The sequence below is a fragment of the Halorubellus litoreus genome (assembly GCF_055378595.1).
Window position 1 is genome coordinate 251,374 of the sequence record NZ_AP043836.1, and the last position, 15,868, is coordinate 267,241.

Sequence of the window (15,868 nt, forward strand, 5' to 3'; positions counted from 1 at the left end):
GTACGGAGACGCCAACCCGTATCAATCCCATGGTAAGGCACGTTGGCGCGACCGGCGACGACCACCAGTCGCGTCCCGTCGACGCCTCGTCGATCCGCTAGCGGTCGCCGTGGACGGTCGTTCCGGGTTCGTCGCCGGCGAGGAACGCGGGGAGGGCGTCGAGGTCGAAGATGCTCGCGGGGGCGCCGAGCGCGAGGAGTTCGCGGACCTTCCCGGCCATGCCGCCGGAGACGTCGGTCGCCGAACTCCCGCCGAGGACGTTCTCGACGTCGTCGAAGCTCCGTATCTCGGGGACGACGGCGTCGTCGGCGTCGAGGACGCCGGGGACCGTCGAGCAGACGCCGACGCGGGCGGCGTCCATGGAGTCGGCGAGGCTGGTGACGATCTCGTCGCCGCTGAGGACGGTCGCGCCCTCGCCCGCGTGTGCGACGAGGTCGCCGTGGAGGACGGGCACGAATCCCTCGTCGAGGAGCGTCGCGACCTGCTCGCTGGGGAGGGTGAGCGCGCCGTCGCGGTCGCGGTGCGCCGCGGAGAGCGGGTGGACGGGGACGGCGGGGACGTCCGCGTCGTGGAGCGCGCGGAGCACGAACTTGTTCAGGGTCGTCATCGCGCCGTGGATGGCGGTGACGCCGTCGACGTCCCGGACGCCCTCGGTCGTGCTCGCACCCCACTCCTCGGCGTGAGGGTGCCCGAACGATCCGCCGCCGTGGACGACCACCACGTCGTCGACGCCGCCGTCGCGGGCGGCCGCGATGGCTGCGGCGGCCTCCTCGAGCGCCGCGCCGTCGACGGTCTCCTCGCGGTCCTTCTCCGTGACGACGCTCCCGCCGAGTTTGAGGACGATCATTCGACGCGCACCCCCTCGGTCGCGAGTTCCGCGCGGAAGACGTCCTCGCACGTCGGCGTCAGGTCGAGCGCGGTCTCCGTCCCCTCGCCGGCGTCGAGCGCGACGATGCACCCGCCGCCGCCGGCGCCCGTGAGCTTCGCGCCCGCCGCCCCCGCCTCGCGGGCCGCCCACACCATCTCGTCGAGCGACCGCGAGGACACGCCGAGCGCCTCCAGCAGGCCGTGGTTGAAGTTCATCAACGCGCCGAGCTCTTCGAGCGTCTCCTCGGTCGGGTCGTCGGCGGCGTCCGCGATGAGCGTCTCGCCGCGACGGACCACGTCACCGATAGCTGAGACCGTGTCCGCCGCGAAGTCGTACTCGTCGCGGAGCGCGCGCACGCCGGCGACGAGTTCCCCTGTGTCGCCCGCCCCGCCGTCGTAGCCGACGACGAACGGCAGGTCGGGGTTCCCGAGCGTCCGGCAGTCGTCGCCAGCGACCCGGACTGCGCCACCCATCGTCGAGCAGAACGTGTCGGCGCGCGACGCCTCGCCGTCCTGGACCGCGCTCTCCGCGCGATACGCGCGCTCCGCTATCTCGCGGTCCTCGACGTCGACGCCGAGCGCCGCCGTCGCCGCGGCGATGGTCGCCACCACCACCGCCGCGGACGACCCGAGTCCTCCGCCGAGCGGGATCTCGCTCTCGACGTGCACGTCGAAGCCCGCATCCGGTGCGTCGGCCGCGTCCCGCGCCTGCTCGATAGCCGCGTCGACGTACCCCGTCGCCGCTTCGAGGAGCGGCGTCGGCGCGTCCACGTCCGGTGCTGTCCCGCCAACGGCGTCGTACTCGACGGTGAACCCGGAGATGTGGAGGTCCGCGGACTCGACGCGGAGCCGTGCGTCGTCCCGACGGTCGACGGTCACGGTCGCCCGACGCTCGATAGCGCACGGCACCGCAGGTTCCCCGTAGACGACGGCGTGCTCCCCGAAGAGATAGACCTTCCCGGGTGCACTCGCAGTTACCATACCCGACAATTCGCACCCGGGAAAAAGAGTGTTGCCAGTTCCCCACGCGACGAGCACTCACCGAGCAACCCCGCGACACTCACCGAGCAACCCCGCGACACTCACCGAGCAACCCCGCGACACTCACCGAGCAACCTCGAAACACTCACCGCGCGAACATCCGACACGACCCAACAGCTTCGACGACATCCCGATTCGTAGTCACCTATACGTCTCCTGCAAGACGCGAAAGTGTCGTCCCGAACCGCGAAACGACAATAAACCGTCCCTTTACAGCCCAAGGGTTTATGGACGGTATCGGACTATAGACCAAGAACGTATGTCAAGTGGGGACGAGGACCAAGACGACGCATCGACCGGACCGAGCCTGCGCGCACGCATCGCACCGAACTTCCTCCGCAGACGATTCGGACTGAAGCTGTTCGTCCTCCTGCTCGTCGTCCTCGCGGTCGTCGCAGGAGCCGGCGCATTCAGTTACTACCAGACCGAACAACGCGTCCAGACCCAGACCGAAGAGAACCTCAAGGCGACCGCGACGATGCACGCCGACGCCATCAACGAATGGAGCGCCGACCGGCGCGCGAGCACGTCGGCCATCTCCGACAGCGACGTCCTCCGGAACGACACCGCAAGCACCGACGCCATCCTCGACTACGCCAAAACCGAGAAGTCGCGGTACAACACCGGTGGTCGCTCCGTCATCGTGAACGTCCACGTCGTGAACGTCGCCGACAGCGAACTCGTCACCACGACCTCCACGTCCCTCCGGAACCAGGGACTCGACGCAGCAGACGGCGAGTGGACCGCCCTCGAATCCGGCGACTTCCGGTCCAGCGACACCGTCTGGGCGACCGAACGCGCGTACCTCCCCGCGTTCGACAACCAGGCCGTCATGGCGTACGCGAGCCCCGTCCCCGGGAACGAAGACCTCGCCGTCGTCGTCGTCGGGAGCTTCGAGGACTTCGTCACCGACCTCCGCGCACCCGGCGACCAGACCACGAACGTCCTCACCACCGACCGCGAACCCGTCGTCGGCGACGAGACCGCGGTCGTCCGCAGCGGCTTCCAGGACGCCGTCGCCGGCCAGCCCGCGTTCCGCGTCCGCGGCGACACCGTCCAGGCGTACGCACCAGTCCCGAGCACGGACTGGATCGTCGTCAGCTCCCAGCCCGAAGCGTCCGCGTTCGCCGTCCGCGACACCGTCGCGACGAACGTCGGCGCGCTCGTCGCCGCCGCGCTCGTCTCACTGCTCGTCGTCGGCACCATCATCGTCCGTCAGACCACGCGCCCCCTCCAGCACCTCCGCGACAAGGCCGCCGCGATGGAGGAAGGCGACCTCAGCGTCTCACTCACGCACGGCCGCATCGACGAGTACGGCCGGCTCTACGACGGGTTCGACAGCATGCGGAACTCGCTCCGAACCCAGATCCGGGAAGCGCAGGAAGCGCGCGCCGACGCCGAGGAGGCACGCGCCGACGCGGAAGCGCTCACCGCGCACCTCGAACGGAAGGCCGACGAGTACGCCACCGTGATGCAGGCGTGCGCCGACGGCGACCTCACCGAGCGGATGAACGCCGACTCCGAGAGCGCCGCGATGGAATCCATCGCCGTCGAGTTCAACGAGATGGTCGCCGAGATCGAGGCGACGACCGCGGAGGTGAAGGCGTTCGCGAGCGAGGTCGCGACCGCCAGCGAAGAGGTCACCGCCTCCAGCGAGGAGGTGCGTTCGGCGAGCGAACAAGTCACGGAATCCATCCAGGAGATCTCCGATGGCGCGGAACGCCAGAACGAGAGCCTGCAGTCCGTCAGCGGCGAGATGGAGCAACTGTCGACGACGACCGAAGAGATCGCGGCGTCCTCGAACGAGGTCGCCGACCTCGCCGAACGCACCGCCGAGACCGGCCGCGAAGGCCGGGAAGCAGCGGAGACCGCCATCGAAGGGATGCGAGAACTCCAGGCGGACTCGACCGACGCCGTCGACGCCATCGAGGACCTCGAGAGCGAGATGAGCGAGATCGACGAACTCATCGAATTCATCGGCGACATCGCGAAGGAGACGAACATGCTCGCGCTGAACGCGAACATCGAAGCCAGTCGCGGCGGCGCAGCCGGCGACGCCGGCGGCGAAGGGTTCGCTGTCGTCGCACAGGAAGTCAAGGACCTCGCGAGCGAAGCGAAGGACGCCGCCGAGGACATCGAGAGCCGCCTCGAACGCATCCAGGACCAGACCGAGCGCACCGCCCAGGAGGTCCAGCGGACGAGCGAACGCGTCGAGGAGAACGCCGGCAGCATCGAGAACGCCGTCGCCGCACTCGACGAGATCGCGGACTACGCCCAGGAGACGAACACGGGCGTCCAAGAGATATCGGCCGCCACCGAACAGCAAGCCGCGAGCACGCAGGAGGTCGTCGCGATGGTCGACGACGCCGCCACCATCTCGGAGGAGACCACCGCGGAATCCGAGAACGTCGCCGCCGCCGCCGAGGAACAGACCACCGCACTCACCGAGGTCTCCCGGAGCGCGAGCAACCTGGCGACGAACGCAAGCACGCTCAGCGACGCCCTCGACCGGTTCACGACCGACGCCAGCACCGACGACGCGCCCGACGACCACGCGGAACTCCCCGAGGGACAACCGAGCGCGCTCACCGACGACACCGCCGACCCGATGCCCGACGACCCCGACGCCGCACTCGACGAGATCACCGACGCAGACACCGAACCGACCGAGAATCACGACCAGCAGGCCGACACCGACCTCGACGCGACGTTCGACGACGACAACTGACGAACCACCCTCCCTACATCTCCTCTCTCGACCACCACACCACCCAGCGACAGCACGGCCGGCCACCACACCACACGCCGACGGCTCGCAACCAACCAGCCCGCATCACACCGACCACTCACGGCCAAACGCCAGACAGAACGACCGTTCGCCGGCAGCACCGCTACCAGATCAACGAACGCGAGAAACGAAATCCCGAGCGGTTCAGATACCGGACTCGAAGTCGTCGAGCGAGTACGCCGGCTCCGCCCCACGGCGGTCGAGCGTCTCGTTCGCGAGCAGCCAGTAGACCACGCTCAGGGCCTTCCGACCCTTGTTGTTCGTCGGCACGACGAGGTCGACGTTACTGGTCTGGTTGTTCGAGTCACACATCGCGATGACGGGGATACCGACGGTGATAGCCTCCTTCACCGCCTGCGCGTCACCGATCGGGTCGGTCACGACGAGCACGTCCGGCTCGATGTAGCCGTCGTACTTCGGGTTCGTGAGCGTCCCCGGAATGAACCGGCCCGTGCGAGCGCGAGCGCCGACGGCCTCCGCGAACTTCTCCGCGGGGAACCGGCCGTACTGGCGCGAACTCGTCACGAGGATCTGCTCGGGCGCGTAGTTCGCCAGGAAGTCCGCAGCCGTACGGATGCGGGAGTCGGTCTTCGCCACGTCCAGGACGTACAGGCCGTCCGTGCGGACGCGGTGAATGAACCGCTCCATGTCCTTCGTCTTCTGCTGGGTCCCGATGTGGACGCCAGCGCCGAGGTAATCCTCGACGGGGATGAGGAGGTCGGCCTCCTCGTCACCCATGACGTCGTCGTCGAGCGCAGGGCCCGCGTCTGTCTCGGCCTCGGCCTCCTCGGCCTCGGCGCTCTCTTCGTCAGTCACGGGCTCGACGTCGTCCGCTTCGGCCGCCGGACCGGCGCCCTCCGCGGGCTCCGCCTCGATCTCCTCTTCGGCGGCATCGAGCCCTTCGTCGTCTTGTGCTGTCATAATGCGTCGTCTGCGATTCGGATGAGTTCGTTCAGCTTCGCGGTTCGCTCGCCACCGACCGCGCCCGTCTTGATGAACGGCGCGTCAGTCGCCACGGCGAGGTGTGCGATGGTCGTATCCTCCGTCTCACCACTCCGATGAGAGACGACCGGGTCGTACCCGTGCCGGACCGCAAGTTCGATCGCGTCGAACGCGTCCGACAACGTCCCGATCTGATTCGGTTTCACGAGGATACTGTTCCCAGCTCCGGCGTCGATACCCTCGGCCAGCCGCTCGGTGTTCGTCACGAACAGGTCGTCGCCGCACACGAGCGTACGGTCACCGACGCGGTCCGTGAGCTCCGCGAACGCGTCGTACGCGTCCTCGTCGAGCGGGTCCTCGACGTACACGAGATCGTACTCGTCGACGAGCCCAGCGATGTACTCGACCTGCTCCTCGGTGGAGCGCGTCTCGTCACCGTACACGTAGGCGTCCTCGTCAGCGTCGTACAACTCCGCACCGGCAACGTCGAGCCCGAACCCGATCTCGAACCCGAACTCGTCAGCGACCGTACTCGTCGCCTCGTCGACTATCTCGAACGCCTCCGCGTCGTCGATACTCGGCGCCCACGCGCCCTCGTCGCCCTTCCCGCAAGCGACGTCGCGCTCGTCCAAGAGATCCGCAACCTCGGCGTGAACCGCCGCGTTCGCGAACACCGCATCCGCGACACTCGGCGCCCCGACCGGCGCAGCGAGGAACTCCTGGATGTGCGTCGCATCGGCCGCGTGCTCGCCACCACCGACGACGTTCCCGAGCGGCGTCGGGAACGACCCACCACGGAACGCCCCACCGAGATGCTGGAACAGCGGCGCGCCGAGCACGTCGGCACCCGCCTTCGCAGCCGCCATCGAGATCGCGACCGCACTGTTCGCACCGATGACACCGAAATCGTCAGTACCGTCGGCCGCGTGCAACGCCGCGTCGACGTCACGCTGATTCCCCGCGTACACGCCACCCTCGAGTCGAGGGACAGCGAGCTCGCGAGCCTTCGCGATCGCCTCCGACGGCGGCAACTCGATCGCCTCGTACTCGCCCGTCGACGCCCCGCTGGGCGCCGCCGCACGACCGAAACCGCCACTCTCCGTCAACACGTCAGCTTCCACGGTCGCGTTCCCGCGCGAATCGAGCACGCGCCGCAGTCGGACGTCCGTGATGCGCGTCATCTACTCGTCACCTCGACCCCGACGCACCGTAAAGGGCAGTGCCCCTGCGTCGTACTCCTCGGCCGCGATGAGGATGGGCTCCGTCTGGTCCGTCTCGATCAGCACGGGCGCCCCGTACGACACCTGGAGCGCTCGCGCACCCAGGATACGGGCCTTCTCGTACCGATTGTAGCGCTGTTTCCCGGGCATCACTGGTAAGGGGAGACGATGTCCACGAGGTCCTTGTGACTCACGAGCATCCGCCGGCAGCAGTACCGGTCGATGCCGAGCTCGTCGAGAACCATCTCGGGGTCCTCGTCGCCCTCGCGAGACCGCGCCTTGAACTCCTCCCAGTGCTCACCCACGACGTTACCGCACGTGAAACACCGGACTGGTACCATCATGACTGGATCACCTTAGCGGTAGGACTTCTGGTAGCGCGCACGCGCACCCGGTCCGCCCCACTTCTTGGGTTCGGACTGGCGCACGTCGTTCACGAGCAGCGACCGGTCGAACTCGCGATACGCATCGCGAAGCTCCGCGTCGCCACTGTGCTGGACGATACCGCGCGCGATCGCCGTGCGGACGGCGTCCGCCTGTCCGGCGAACCCGCCACCCTGCACGGAGACGTCGACGTCGACGTCGTCACGCACGCCGTCGACGATGCGGAACGGCTCCAGCATCTTCAGGCGAGCCATCTCCGGCTCCACCAGCTCGACGGGCTTGCTGTTGATTCGGACGCGACCCTCCCCGTCGGAGACGGTCGCCCGCGCGATAGCGGTCTTCTTCTTCCCGGACGTGTTCGTTACCATGTGACGTTAGCACCCAGTTGCTCTGAGACCTCCGACAGCTGGAGGAACTTGATGTTCGACAACCGATCGAGCGACGTCCCGTCGAGGACCTCGCCGTCGTCGTCGTCGAACGGATTCCCGACGTAGACGCGGACGTTCGAGAACGCCTCACGGCCACGGTCGGACTTGTGGGGGAGCATCCCACGGATGGATCGCTTGAAGATGCGATCCGGTCGCTTGATCGTCGCCGGACCCTGGTCCGACCCGATCTCCGCGCGCTTGCGGTACGTCGACATGATGTCGTCCTCGTTACCGGTGATGACGGCATCCTCCGCGTTCACGACCGCGATGGACTCGCCGTCCAGCGACCGTTCCGCGACCTGCGACGCGACGCGACCCAGAATGCAGTTACGGGCGTCGACGACGACGTCCGCGTCGAACTCGGACGTATTCATCGAATCACCCGTACGTTGCTTCCTTCGGGGTTCTGTTCGATAGCCTGTTCCAGTTGGAGCGTCTCGCCTACCTGCTCGATCTTCGTCTCGGCAGACGACGAGAAGTCGACCGCCGCGACGGTGACCGACTTCTGCAGGGCGCCGCTCCCCAGGACCTTCCCGGGGACGACGACCGTCTCGTCTTCCTGCGCGTACCGCTCGATTCGCCCGAGATTGACCTCCGCGTGCGTGCGGCGGGGCTTCTCGAGGCGGTCGGCGACGTCGCTCCAAACGTCGGCGTCATCTGTACGAGACACCGACTTCAGCTCGGCGATGAGACTGCTGAGCCTCGGATTCGTCTTACTCATGACTTTCCTCCTGAATGTGAGAAGAACGGATGCAGGGAGCAGGATTTGAACCTGCGGACCTCTACAGGACAGCGCCCTGAACGCTGCGCCGTTGGCCTGACTTGGCTATCCCTGCGCGTGCCCTCGTAGGCACCTGTTTGTTCCGTGCCCCCCTTCAAACCACTTTCGATTACGGCGGACGAACGGGGGACGGCGCCACGGTCGGCGTCGTCACTCCCGGCGTCGGTCGACGGTCGACCGAGCGTTCGTCCAGCCGTCAGGGTGTGATTGGAAGGGGTCATAGTTACGTTATAGCGATACTGCGTCTTCGAGTTCTGCGGCGCGCGCGTCGAGCGACTCGACGGCGCGCGTGAACAGCTCCTCGACGGACATCGACCCGTCCGTCTCCACGCTGAAGACGAACGCGTGCTCGACGTCCTCCACCGCGACCTCCTGATCGGGATACCGATTCGTGAGGTCGTGGTCGAACTCCGCGGTGTCGACCAGCTCGTCACCCTCCTGGATGACGCCACGGTAGATCTCGGGGTCGACGTCCTCGAACTCGCCACGGTCGCCCACGGTCTCGACGCGCTGGAGGTTCCGGTACCCCACAGCAACGCCGCCCTGATGCTTCGCGTGGTCCTTCCCAGTGCTGAGCACTGCGTCGGCCTCCAGTTCGAGCCGCTGCCCGTCCTTGAGGTCGATGATCGGGACGTTCTCCTCGGCCGGCTGGACCATCTCGTCCGACGACACGATGTCGCCGGAGTACGCGGTCGCGGGCCCCGAGACGTCAAGCGAGAGCGTCACGACGTCGTCCTCGTCGAACTCGTTCGGCGGCGTCGACAGCGGAACGAGTCCGAGCCGCAGCGCGATCTGCTCGTCGAACATCACCGACGAGTTCTCGATGAAGCGCACCTCGTCGATCGCCAGCGTCGGCACGTCGGCGATCATCGCGCGACGGATACCGTTGGCGAACGCCGGGGTGACGCCACGTACGAGGAACTTCGCGGACCGTTCCTCGCGTTCGATGAACTCGACGTCGTATTCCTCGTCCATGCTTGTTAGAATCCGCCCTTGCCCTTGGGGGCTCGGGAGCCGTCGTGCGGGATGGGTGTGACGTCCTCGATGCGACCGATCTCGAAGTCTTCGCGAGCGAGTGCGCGGATCGCTGCCTGCGCACCCGGCCCCGGGGACTTCTGGAGGTTCCCGCCAGGTCCGCGAACGCGGACGTGGAGGCCCTCGATGCCGGCCGCACGGATCTCGTCGGCGAGGCTCTCGACCATCTGCATCGCCGCGTACGGCGACGCCTCGTCGCGGTTCTGCTTGACAGCAGTCCCGCCAGAGGACTTCGCGATGGTCTCGGCGCCCGTGAGGTCCGTCACGGTCATCACGGTGTTGTTGTACGATGCGTGTACGTGGGCGATGCCCCACTTGTCGTCTTCTTGCTCTGCCATGTTACTGACCCTCCGCGCGCTCGGGGTGGAGTTCGTCCGCGAGCTCGCTGTTCTCGTCGAACTCGATGGCGTCCTCCTCGTTCACGGTGACCGTGTACGACGGTCGCGTGACGCGAGCGCCGTTCACGGTGACGTGCCCGTGCACGATGAACTGTCGCGCCTGCTGGGTCGTGTTCGCGAGACCCTTCCGGTACGCGACGGTCTGGAGTCGGCGCTCGAGGAGGTCGTTTATCTCGAGGCTCAGGACGTCGTCGAGTTCGTCGCCGTCGTCGAGCACGCCGATGCGCTTGAGTCGAGCGAGGAACTCCTCGTCCTCGTCCTCGGCGCCCTCGTCCATCTGCACGGACCCGAGCAGGTCTCGGGCCTCGCGGCGGAACGAGCGGAGCTGGGACTGGACTCGCCAGAGCTCTTCTTTGTTCTTCAGGCCGTACGTGTCGACGAGACCGTGTTCCTCGGCGATACGCTCGCCCTGGAACGGGTGGTTCGGCGTCTCGTAGCCCTTGGTGTTGTTCCCGGTTGCCATTATTCCTCACCCGCTGCTTCTTCTTCGGCCTGTTCTTCGCGGATCTCTTCGACGTTGACGCCGATGGTACCCTCGGTGCGGCCGGTGGACTTCGTCCGCTGGCCGCGGACCTTCTGTCCGCGCTTGTGGCGGATGCCACGGTACGCCTCGATCATCTTGAGGCGGTTGATGTCGTGACGGCGGGACATGTTGAGGTCGTTCCCGACCTCGTGGGTGGTCTCGCCGGAGTAGAAGGCCTTCTGGCGGTTGTTGAGCCAGTCCGGGACCTCGTCGGCGTAGTTCTCGACGGTTTCGACGACGGCGTCGATGTCGTCGTCGTCCAGTCGGCCGAAGGTGGCCGTCCGGTCGACCTCGGCCTCGTGGGCGATGATTCTCGCCGTACGTCGCCCGATACCGTTCATCTCGATGAGCGACCGCTCGACGGACTTCGTCCCGTCGAGGTCTGTCTGGCCGATTCGGACGAAGTAGCGAAGGTCCTCGTCGTCCTCGGTGTCGCCCTGTGGTTGTTCTTCGCTCATGTGTTGCGTGTATGGAGTGCTGATGCACTCTCGGTTGAAGTTCCACGACCAGCCTGGTGTGGTGTGGAATCCGACGTCGTGGCGGGGATTTGAACCCCGGAGGCTTACGCCACAGAGTTAGCAACCCTGCGCCTTGGGCCAGGCTAGGCTACCACGACATGCTGTCTATCGTCGCCCTCTCGGACTCGGGGCCGACGCCCCTGCATCGATTGCACTCCCTGCTACTCCGGTCCTATACTTAAGCCCCACGGAACGCGGGCCGACTGTGTCGGGTTCTCACGCGGGTGCTGGCTGGCGTCGGGTGGCGATTCGAACCGGCAGCGCGTGCTGGTGTGTGGTGGTTTTTGTGTGGTGGAGCGTTCGTTGGGTGTGTACCGGGTTCGGCGTGGTCGCGGATTCCACGCCACCGACCTTGGTTATTCACTCGGTAGCGAATAAATTTGGGGAAACCTTAAGTGACGGGCGGAATTATGCATGGGTGAGTCTCTCACAGAGACGCGTGGTGGCATGACAGAACACGACTCAACAGCAGACGTCTCCAGACGTACCGTTCTCAAGACGACCGGCGCAGCCGGCGCAGCGGGCCTCACCGGACTCTCGGGCTGCCTCAGCAGCCTCACCGGTGGGACCTCCACCGTCGAACTCCTCCACGGTTGGAGTGGCGGCGACGGAAAGGCCGCGTTCGATTCGATGCGCGAAGGCTTCGAGCAGGAGTACCCCGACGCGGAACTCAACGTGCAGGCGATCGGCGGCTCCGCGAACACGTCGCTGAACACGAAGGTCCAGCAGCGCGTGAAGAACGACGACCCGCCGAGCTCGTGGGCCGACTGGCCCGGCGCGAACCTCCAGCAGTTCACGGACGCCGACGCGTTCGGCGACATCGGCGACTCCGTCTGGACCGACGAGGTCCGCGACGCGTACCTCAAGGGTCCGATGGACGCCGCGAAGGTCGACGGGACGTTCGTCGCGGTGCCGACGAACATCCACCGCATCAACAACCTGTTCTACAACAAGTCGGTCGTGGAGAGCGCTGGCGTCGACCCCGCCTCCATCGACAGCCCGAACGCGCTCGTCGACGCCCTCGAGACCGTCGAGTCCGAGACCGACGCCGTCGGCTACGCGCACTCGCTGAAGGGGCCGTGGACGAGCCTCCAGCTGTTCGCGACCGTCTTCATCGGCCAGCACGGCTCGAGCGCGTACGACAAGTTCATCAACGGGAACGGTAAGAAGTCCCAGGTCGCGAAGTCCCTGGAGACCCTCGCCTCGTACGCCGAGTACATGCCCGACGACGCCTCCTCCATCAGCTTCCAGGAGGCCGGGACGATGGTGCAGAAGGGGAACGCGGCGTTCATGCACCAGGGCGACTGGCTCGCCGGCATGTTCCAGGGGAGCGACTTCGAGTTCGAGAGCGGCTGGGGTCACGTACCGTACCCCGGTACGGAAGGCGTCTACCAGCTCAACATGGACTCGTGGGTGTACCCGACGAACAACCCGTCGCCGGAGAGCACGAAGAACTGGCTCAAGTACTGCGCGTCGAAGGACGCCCAGAAGCGCTTCAACAAGCAGAAGGGCTCGATTCCGCCGCGGAGCGACGTCTCGATGGACGAGTTCCCGGCGTTCCAGACCCAGCAGTTCGAGGAGTTCACGAACTCCGACAGCCAGCCGCCGTCGCTCGCGCACGGCCTCGCCGTCCCGAAGGCACAGCTCAGCGCGCTCTCGACGGCACTCAGCGACAAGTTCGATCACACCTCCGACACCGTGGACGCCACCGCGACGGCGTTCATGAGTGCCGTCGGGAACTAAGGCGGCACACCGACGCCCTCATTTATGCGTGATATAGCAAGACACGCGAAACGCCTCGTAGGTCGCTCGGATGGCTCCGAGGACGAGGTCCGCGCGGACGGCGGTGAGCCCGTCGATACCCAGGGGAGCGGCCCGATAGCCGCGCTCAAGCGGAACCTGGCGAACCAGCAGTTCCGGGAGTCGATGCCGTTCTGGCTGCCGGCGTTCCTGCTGATGGCGTTGTTCGTGTACGGCGCCATCATCTGGAACTTTGCGCTGTCGCTGACGGACCCGGTCGGGCTCGGGTCGCCGGATTACTCGGACCTGGACTTCGAGATGTACGTCCAGGCGTTCGCGAGCGATTCGTTCGTGAACGCGACCGTGAACACGTTCGTGCTCCTCGTCGCGTTCACGCTCGTGTCGCTCGTGCTCGGCCTCGTCGTCGCCATCCTCGTCGACCGCAACATCCGCTTCGAGAACACGTTCCGGACGATATACCTGCTCCCGATGAGCCTGTCGTTCGTCGTGACCGCGCAGTTCTGGCTGTGGATGTACAACTTCGATAACGGCGTCGTGAACCTCTTCCTGGAGGTCTTGCCGTTCGTCGACAAGGTCCGGTGGTTCTCGAACCCCGAACTCGCGTTGCCGGCGGTCATCTTCGCGCTTATCTGGCAGTTCAGCGGGTACACGATGGTCGTCTACCTCGCCGGGTTACGCGCGATACCGACCGAGCACTACGAGGCCGCTCGCGTCGACGGTGCGAGCACCGTGAAGATGTACTGGCGCGTGATCGTCCCGCAATTGAAGGGGTCGACCATCTCGGCGACGGTCGTCCTGATGGTGTTCGCGCTGAAGGCGTTCGACTTCCTGTACGCGCTCCGCGGCACGTACCTGCCGTACAAGGGCACGGACATCCTCGCGACGCTGATGATGCGCGAGGCGTTCAGTAACGGGAACTTCGCGTACGCGGCAGCGATCGGTATCATGCTGTTCGTGCTCGCGCTCGGCGTCGTCGCGCCGTACCTCACCTACCAGTACCGGAGTGGTCAACTATGAGTACCGAGACAGTCACGCCGGAGGAGACCGACGTCGGCGTGGACACCGAACGAGTGGCACTGTACGCGGTCCTCGGGGGGCTGGTTGCGTTCTACCTCCTCCCGATAGAGACCGGGTTGATGACGTCGTTGAAGGCGGACCCGTTCTCGAGCGCGCCGTTCCTGCCGCCGGTCGAGCAGTTCACGACCGAGAAGTACGCGCGAGCGTTCGACGCGCTCGGGCACGGGTTCGTGAACTCGTTCCTCCTGACGATTCCGGCGACGATACTGTCGGCGCTCATGGGGAGCATGGCGGCGTACGGGTTGACGAACGTCGACTGGAAGGGCCAGGTCGGTATCCTGGCGTTGTTCATCGCGGGGATCTTCATCCCCTATCAGGCGGTTCTCATCCCGGTGTCGAAGTTCTGGGGGAGTATCGTCCCGCTGGAGACGTGGTTCGAACCCGTCTGGCTGTTGACGCCGGGCGTCGAGCAGTACCACTTCAACGTTCTGGAGCTCGTCATCACGCACGTCGCGTACGGGCTCCCGATCTGCACGCTCCTGTTCCGGACGTTCTACCTCGATCTGAACGACGAGATGATCGAGGCGGCGCGACTGGACGGGGCGAGCATCGCGCGCATCTATCGTCGCCTCATCCTGCCGCTGTCGGGGCCGATGTTCGCGGTGGTGCTCATCTACCAGTTCACGCAGATCTGGAACGACGTCCTGTTCGCGCTCGTCCTCGTCGGGAGCGGCGACGGTGCGATGGTGACGGTCGTGCTCGCACAGCTCGGGAACAACCTGAGTAGCGTCGGTATCGGTCTGAAGATGGCCGGGGCGTTCCTGACGGCGCTCCCGACGCTACTCGTGTACATCTTCTTCGGCGAGCAGTTCGCGGAGGGGATCGCGACGTGACCCGACCGTCGCCGGTATCGCGGCGGGACGATGCGGCGCTGAACGACAGGAGTGATTACGTATGGCAGAACTGACGCTCGATAACGTTAGCAAGGTGTTCGTCGAGGACGACGGGAATCACATCGTGGCGGTCGACGACGTGTCGGTCGACATCCGCGACGGTGAGTTCCTCGTGCTCGTCGGTCCGTCGGGGTGTGGGAAGTCCACGACCCTGCGGATGATCGCTGGCCTCGAGACCATCACGGACGGCGAGATCCGGCTGGGTGGTGAGGTCATGAACGACAAGGAGCCCAAGGAGCGCGACATCGCGATGGTGTTCCAGTCGTACGCGCTCTACCCGCACATGACGGTGCGGGAGAACATGGCGTTCGGGCTGGAGGAGTCCACGTCGATGGGCGACGACGAGATCGACGAGCGCGTGTCGTCGGCGGCGGAGATGATGGGTATCGAGGAGTTACTCGGTCGGAAGCCCCGCGAGCTCTCGGGCGGCCAGCAGCAGCGCGTCGCGCTCGGTCGCGCGATCGTCCGCGACCCGGCGGTGTTCCTGATGGACGAGCCGTTGTCGAACCTGGACGCGAAGCTCCGGTCGAAGATGCGGACGGAGCTCCAGCGCATCCAGGAGGACCTCGGCGTGACGACGGTGTACGTGACCCACGACCAGACGGAGGCGATGACGATGAGCGACCGCATCGCGGTGCTCGACGACGGCCGCCTCCAGCAGGCGGGGACGCCCCTGGAGTGCTATCACGAGCCGGCGAACGAGTTCGTCGCGGGGTTCATCGGCGACCCGTCGATGAACTTCTTCGACGTGGAGGTCCAGGGCAACCAGCTCCGGGCGGCGGACTTCACGTACCCGGTGAGCGACGAGACGCTCCAGGAGATCGGTGACCGCACGACCCTCGAGTTGGGTATCCGCCCGGAGGACGTGACGTTGTCGACCGACGGCGCGACTGGCGAGCACGACTTCGAGACGGTCGTGGACGTCGTCGAGCCGATGGGTGACGAGAACAACGTCTACCTCACGTTCGACACGGGCGGGGAGCCCGACGAGGACGACGAGACGTTCGTCGTCACGGTCGGCGGGATGCAGCAGGTCGAGGCCGGGCAGCCGGTGACGGCCCACATCCCGGAGGAGGCCGTGCACCTGTTCGACGCGAAGTCCGGCGAGTCGGTGAAGAACCGGTCGCTCGAACAGGTCGAGACGCTCGGCAAGCGCGTCTGACTCGGTCGCGGCGTCCCTTCTGCCTCGGTCGCGGCGTCTCTTCTGCCGTC

At 66.2% G+C, this 15,868-nt stretch carries 18 protein-coding genes and 2 tRNA genes; 5 read left to right on the top strand and 15 right to left on the bottom strand.

Annotation, left to right across the window (positions count from 1 at the left end; all coding sequences use genetic code 11):
• Window positions 1-97: 97 nt before the first annotated feature.
• Window positions 98-847 (bottom strand): isopentenyl phosphate kinase, encoded by a 750-nt coding sequence (locus ACZ48X_RS05610; RefSeq protein WP_336350085.1) that lies wholly within the window; start codon window positions 845-847, stop codon window positions 98-100.
• Window positions 844-1,848: a mevalonate kinase gene (gene mvk, locus ACZ48X_RS05615; RefSeq protein ID WP_336350084.1), complete on the bottom strand. Its 1,005-nt coding sequence runs from the start codon at window positions 1,846-1,848 to the stop codon at window positions 844-846. Before mvk ends, ACZ48X_RS05610 begins: the two co-directional genes overlap by 4 nt.
• Window positions 1,849-2,167: 319 nt before the next feature.
• Here mvk and ACZ48X_RS05620 point away from each other — a divergent pair, with 319 nt between their 5' ends.
• Window positions 2,168-4,636, top strand: a complete 2,469-nt coding sequence (locus ACZ48X_RS05620) for a methyl-accepting chemotaxis protein (protein ID WP_336350083.1) — start codon at window positions 2,168-2,170, stop codon at window positions 4,634-4,636.
• 204 nt (window positions 4,637-4,840) lie between these two features.
• Here the strand turns inward: ACZ48X_RS05620 and rpsB are convergent, their stop codons facing one another.
• The 13 genes from rpsB to ACZ48X_RS05685 all read right to left on the bottom strand — a co-directional run bounded on the left by rpsB (window position 4,841) and on the right by ACZ48X_RS05685 (window position 11,023).
• Complete coding sequence (gene rpsB, locus ACZ48X_RS05625; protein WP_336350082.1) at window positions 4,841-5,617, bottom strand: 30S ribosomal protein S2; 777 nt, start codon at window positions 5,615-5,617, stop codon at window positions 4,841-4,843.
• Window positions 5,614-6,819, bottom strand: coding sequence for a phosphopyruvate hydratase (gene eno, locus ACZ48X_RS05630; protein WP_336350081.1), 1,206 nt, complete (start codon window positions 6,817-6,819; stop codon window positions 5,614-5,616). Before eno ends, rpsB begins: the two co-directional genes overlap by 4 nt.
• Complete coding sequence (locus ACZ48X_RS05635; RefSeq protein WP_227131337.1) at window positions 6,820-7,008, bottom strand: DNA-directed RNA polymerase subunit K; 189 nt, start codon at window positions 7,006-7,008, stop codon at window positions 6,820-6,822.
• Window positions 7,008-7,202 (bottom strand): DNA-directed RNA polymerase subunit N, encoded by a 195-nt coding sequence (locus tag ACZ48X_RS05640; protein ID WP_227131338.1) that lies wholly within the window; start codon window positions 7,200-7,202, stop codon window positions 7,008-7,010. The genes ACZ48X_RS05635 and ACZ48X_RS05640 overlap by 1 nt, the downstream gene beginning before the upstream one ends.
• A 12-nt stretch (window positions 7,203-7,214) precedes the next feature.
• The gene (locus ACZ48X_RS05645) at window positions 7,215-7,610 is read right to left on the bottom strand and encodes a 30S ribosomal protein S9 (protein WP_227131339.1); all 396 of its coding nucleotides are present in this window, start codon (window positions 7,608-7,610) and stop codon (window positions 7,215-7,217) included.
• A complete protein-coding gene (locus tag ACZ48X_RS05650) occupies window positions 7,604-8,044 on the bottom strand; it encodes a 50S ribosomal protein L13 (RefSeq protein WP_336350080.1) in 441 nt (146 codons plus the stop codon). The genes ACZ48X_RS05645 and ACZ48X_RS05650 overlap by 7 nt, the downstream gene beginning before the upstream one ends.
• A complete protein-coding gene (locus ACZ48X_RS05655; protein WP_227131341.1) occupies window positions 8,041-8,391 on the bottom strand; it encodes a 50S ribosomal protein L18e in 351 nt (116 codons plus the stop codon). Before ACZ48X_RS05655 ends, ACZ48X_RS05650 begins: the two co-directional genes overlap by 4 nt.
• Window positions 8,392-8,421: 30 nt before the next feature.
• A tRNA-Leu gene (locus ACZ48X_RS05660) sits at window positions 8,422-8,506 on the bottom strand.
• Window positions 8,507-8,679: 173 nt separating this feature from the next.
• On the bottom strand, window positions 8,680-9,426 hold the full coding sequence (locus ACZ48X_RS05665; RefSeq protein WP_336350079.1) for a DNA-directed RNA polymerase subunit D: 747 nt from the start codon (window positions 9,424-9,426) through the stop codon (window positions 8,680-8,682).
• Window positions 9,427-9,431: 5 nt separating this feature from the next.
• The gene (locus ACZ48X_RS05670) at window positions 9,432-9,824 is read right to left on the bottom strand and encodes a 30S ribosomal protein S11 (protein ID WP_323676637.1); all 393 of its coding nucleotides are present in this window, start codon (window positions 9,822-9,824) and stop codon (window positions 9,432-9,434) included.
• A 1-nt stretch (window position 9,825) separates the two neighbouring features.
• A complete protein-coding gene (locus ACZ48X_RS05675; protein ID WP_336350078.1) occupies window positions 9,826-10,347 on the bottom strand; it encodes a 30S ribosomal protein S4 in 522 nt (173 codons plus the stop codon).
• Window positions 10,347-10,865, bottom strand: a complete 519-nt coding sequence (locus tag ACZ48X_RS05680) for a 30S ribosomal protein S13 (protein ID WP_336350077.1) — start codon at window positions 10,863-10,865, stop codon at window positions 10,347-10,349. The genes ACZ48X_RS05675 and ACZ48X_RS05680 overlap by 1 nt, the downstream gene beginning before the upstream one ends.
• Before the next feature lie 74 nt (window positions 10,866-10,939).
• Window positions 10,940-11,023, bottom strand: a tRNA-Ser gene (locus ACZ48X_RS05685).
• 349 nt (window positions 11,024-11,372) lie between these two features.
• Between ACZ48X_RS05685 and ACZ48X_RS05690 the strand changes: the two genes are divergently transcribed.
• The 4 genes from ACZ48X_RS05690 (at window position 11,373) to ACZ48X_RS05705 (ending at window position 15,818) form a co-directional block, all read left to right on the top strand.
• Complete coding sequence (locus tag ACZ48X_RS05690; RefSeq protein WP_336350076.1) at window positions 11,373-12,668, top strand: ABC transporter substrate-binding protein; 1,296 nt, start codon at window positions 11,373-11,375, stop codon at window positions 12,666-12,668.
• Window positions 12,669-12,692: 24 nt separating this feature from the next.
• Window positions 12,693-13,703, top strand: a complete 1,011-nt coding sequence (locus ACZ48X_RS05695; protein WP_336350075.1) for a carbohydrate ABC transporter permease — start codon at window positions 12,693-12,695, stop codon at window positions 13,701-13,703.
• Complete coding sequence (locus ACZ48X_RS05700) at window positions 13,700-14,596, top strand: carbohydrate ABC transporter permease (RefSeq protein WP_336350074.1); 897 nt, start codon at window positions 13,700-13,702, stop codon at window positions 14,594-14,596. Before ACZ48X_RS05695 ends, ACZ48X_RS05700 begins: the two co-directional genes overlap by 4 nt.
• Before the next feature lie 61 nt (window positions 14,597-14,657).
• Window positions 14,658-15,818 (top strand): ABC transporter ATP-binding protein, encoded by a 1,161-nt coding sequence (locus ACZ48X_RS05705; protein ID WP_336350073.1) that lies wholly within the window; start codon window positions 14,658-14,660, stop codon window positions 15,816-15,818.
• The last annotated feature ends 50 nt before the right edge of the window (window positions 15,819-15,868 follow it).

Coding starts and splice junctions, on each gene's coding strand:
- ACZ48X_RS05640 (WP_227131338.1), bottom strand. CDS start 7,202: ATGATGGTACCAGTCCGGTGTTTCACGTGCGGTAACGTCGTGGGTGAG.
- ACZ48X_RS05700 (WP_336350074.1), top strand. CDS start 13,700: ATGAGTACCGAGACAGTCACGCCGGAGGAGACCGACGTCGGCGTGGAC.
- ACZ48X_RS05645 (WP_227131339.1), bottom strand. CDS start 7,610: ATGGTAACGAACACGTCCGGGAAGAAGAAGACCGCTATCGCGCGGGCG.
- ACZ48X_RS05655 (WP_227131341.1), bottom strand. CDS start 8,391: ATGAGTAAGACGAATCCGAGGCTCAGCAGTCTCATCGCCGAGCTGAAG.
- ACZ48X_RS05650 (WP_336350080.1), bottom strand. CDS start 8,044: ATGAATACGTCCGAGTTCGACGCGGACGTCGTCGTCGACGCCCGTAAC.
- eno (WP_336350081.1), bottom strand. CDS start 6,819: ATGACGCGCATCACGGACGTCCGACTGCGGCGCGTGCTCGATTCGCGC.
- ACZ48X_RS05690 (WP_336350076.1), top strand. CDS start 11,373: ATGACAGAACACGACTCAACAGCAGACGTCTCCAGACGTACCGTTCTC.
- rpsB (WP_336350082.1), bottom strand. CDS start 5,617: ATGACAGCACAAGACGACGAAGGGCTCGATGCCGCCGAAGAGGAGATC.
- ACZ48X_RS05610 (WP_336350085.1), bottom strand. CDS start 847: ATGATCGTCCTCAAACTCGGCGGGAGCGTCGTCACGGAGAAGGACCGC.
- ACZ48X_RS05675 (WP_336350078.1), bottom strand. CDS start 10,347: ATGGCAACCGGGAACAACACCAAGGGCTACGAGACGCCGAACCACCCG.
- mvk (WP_336350084.1), bottom strand. CDS start 1,848: ATGGTAACTGCGAGTGCACCCGGGAAGGTCTATCTCTTCGGGGAGCAC.
- ACZ48X_RS05620 (WP_336350083.1), top strand. CDS start 2,168: ATGTCAAGTGGGGACGAGGACCAAGACGACGCATCGACCGGACCGAGC.
- ACZ48X_RS05695 (WP_336350075.1), top strand. CDS start 12,693: ATGCGTGATATAGCAAGACACGCGAAACGCCTCGTAGGTCGCTCGGAT.
- ACZ48X_RS05665 (WP_336350079.1), bottom strand. CDS start 9,426: ATGGACGAGGAATACGACGTCGAGTTCATCGAACGCGAGGAACGGTCC.
- ACZ48X_RS05680 (WP_336350077.1), bottom strand. CDS start 10,865: ATGAGCGAAGAACAACCACAGGGCGACACCGAGGACGACGAGGACCTT.
- ACZ48X_RS05705 (WP_336350073.1), top strand. CDS start 14,658: ATGGCAGAACTGACGCTCGATAACGTTAGCAAGGTGTTCGTCGAGGAC.
- ACZ48X_RS05635 (WP_227131337.1), bottom strand. CDS start 7,008: ATGCCCGGGAAACAGCGCTACAATCGGTACGAGAAGGCCCGTATCCTG.
- ACZ48X_RS05670 (WP_323676637.1), bottom strand. CDS start 9,824: ATGGCAGAGCAAGAAGACGACAAGTGGGGCATCGCCCACGTACACGCA.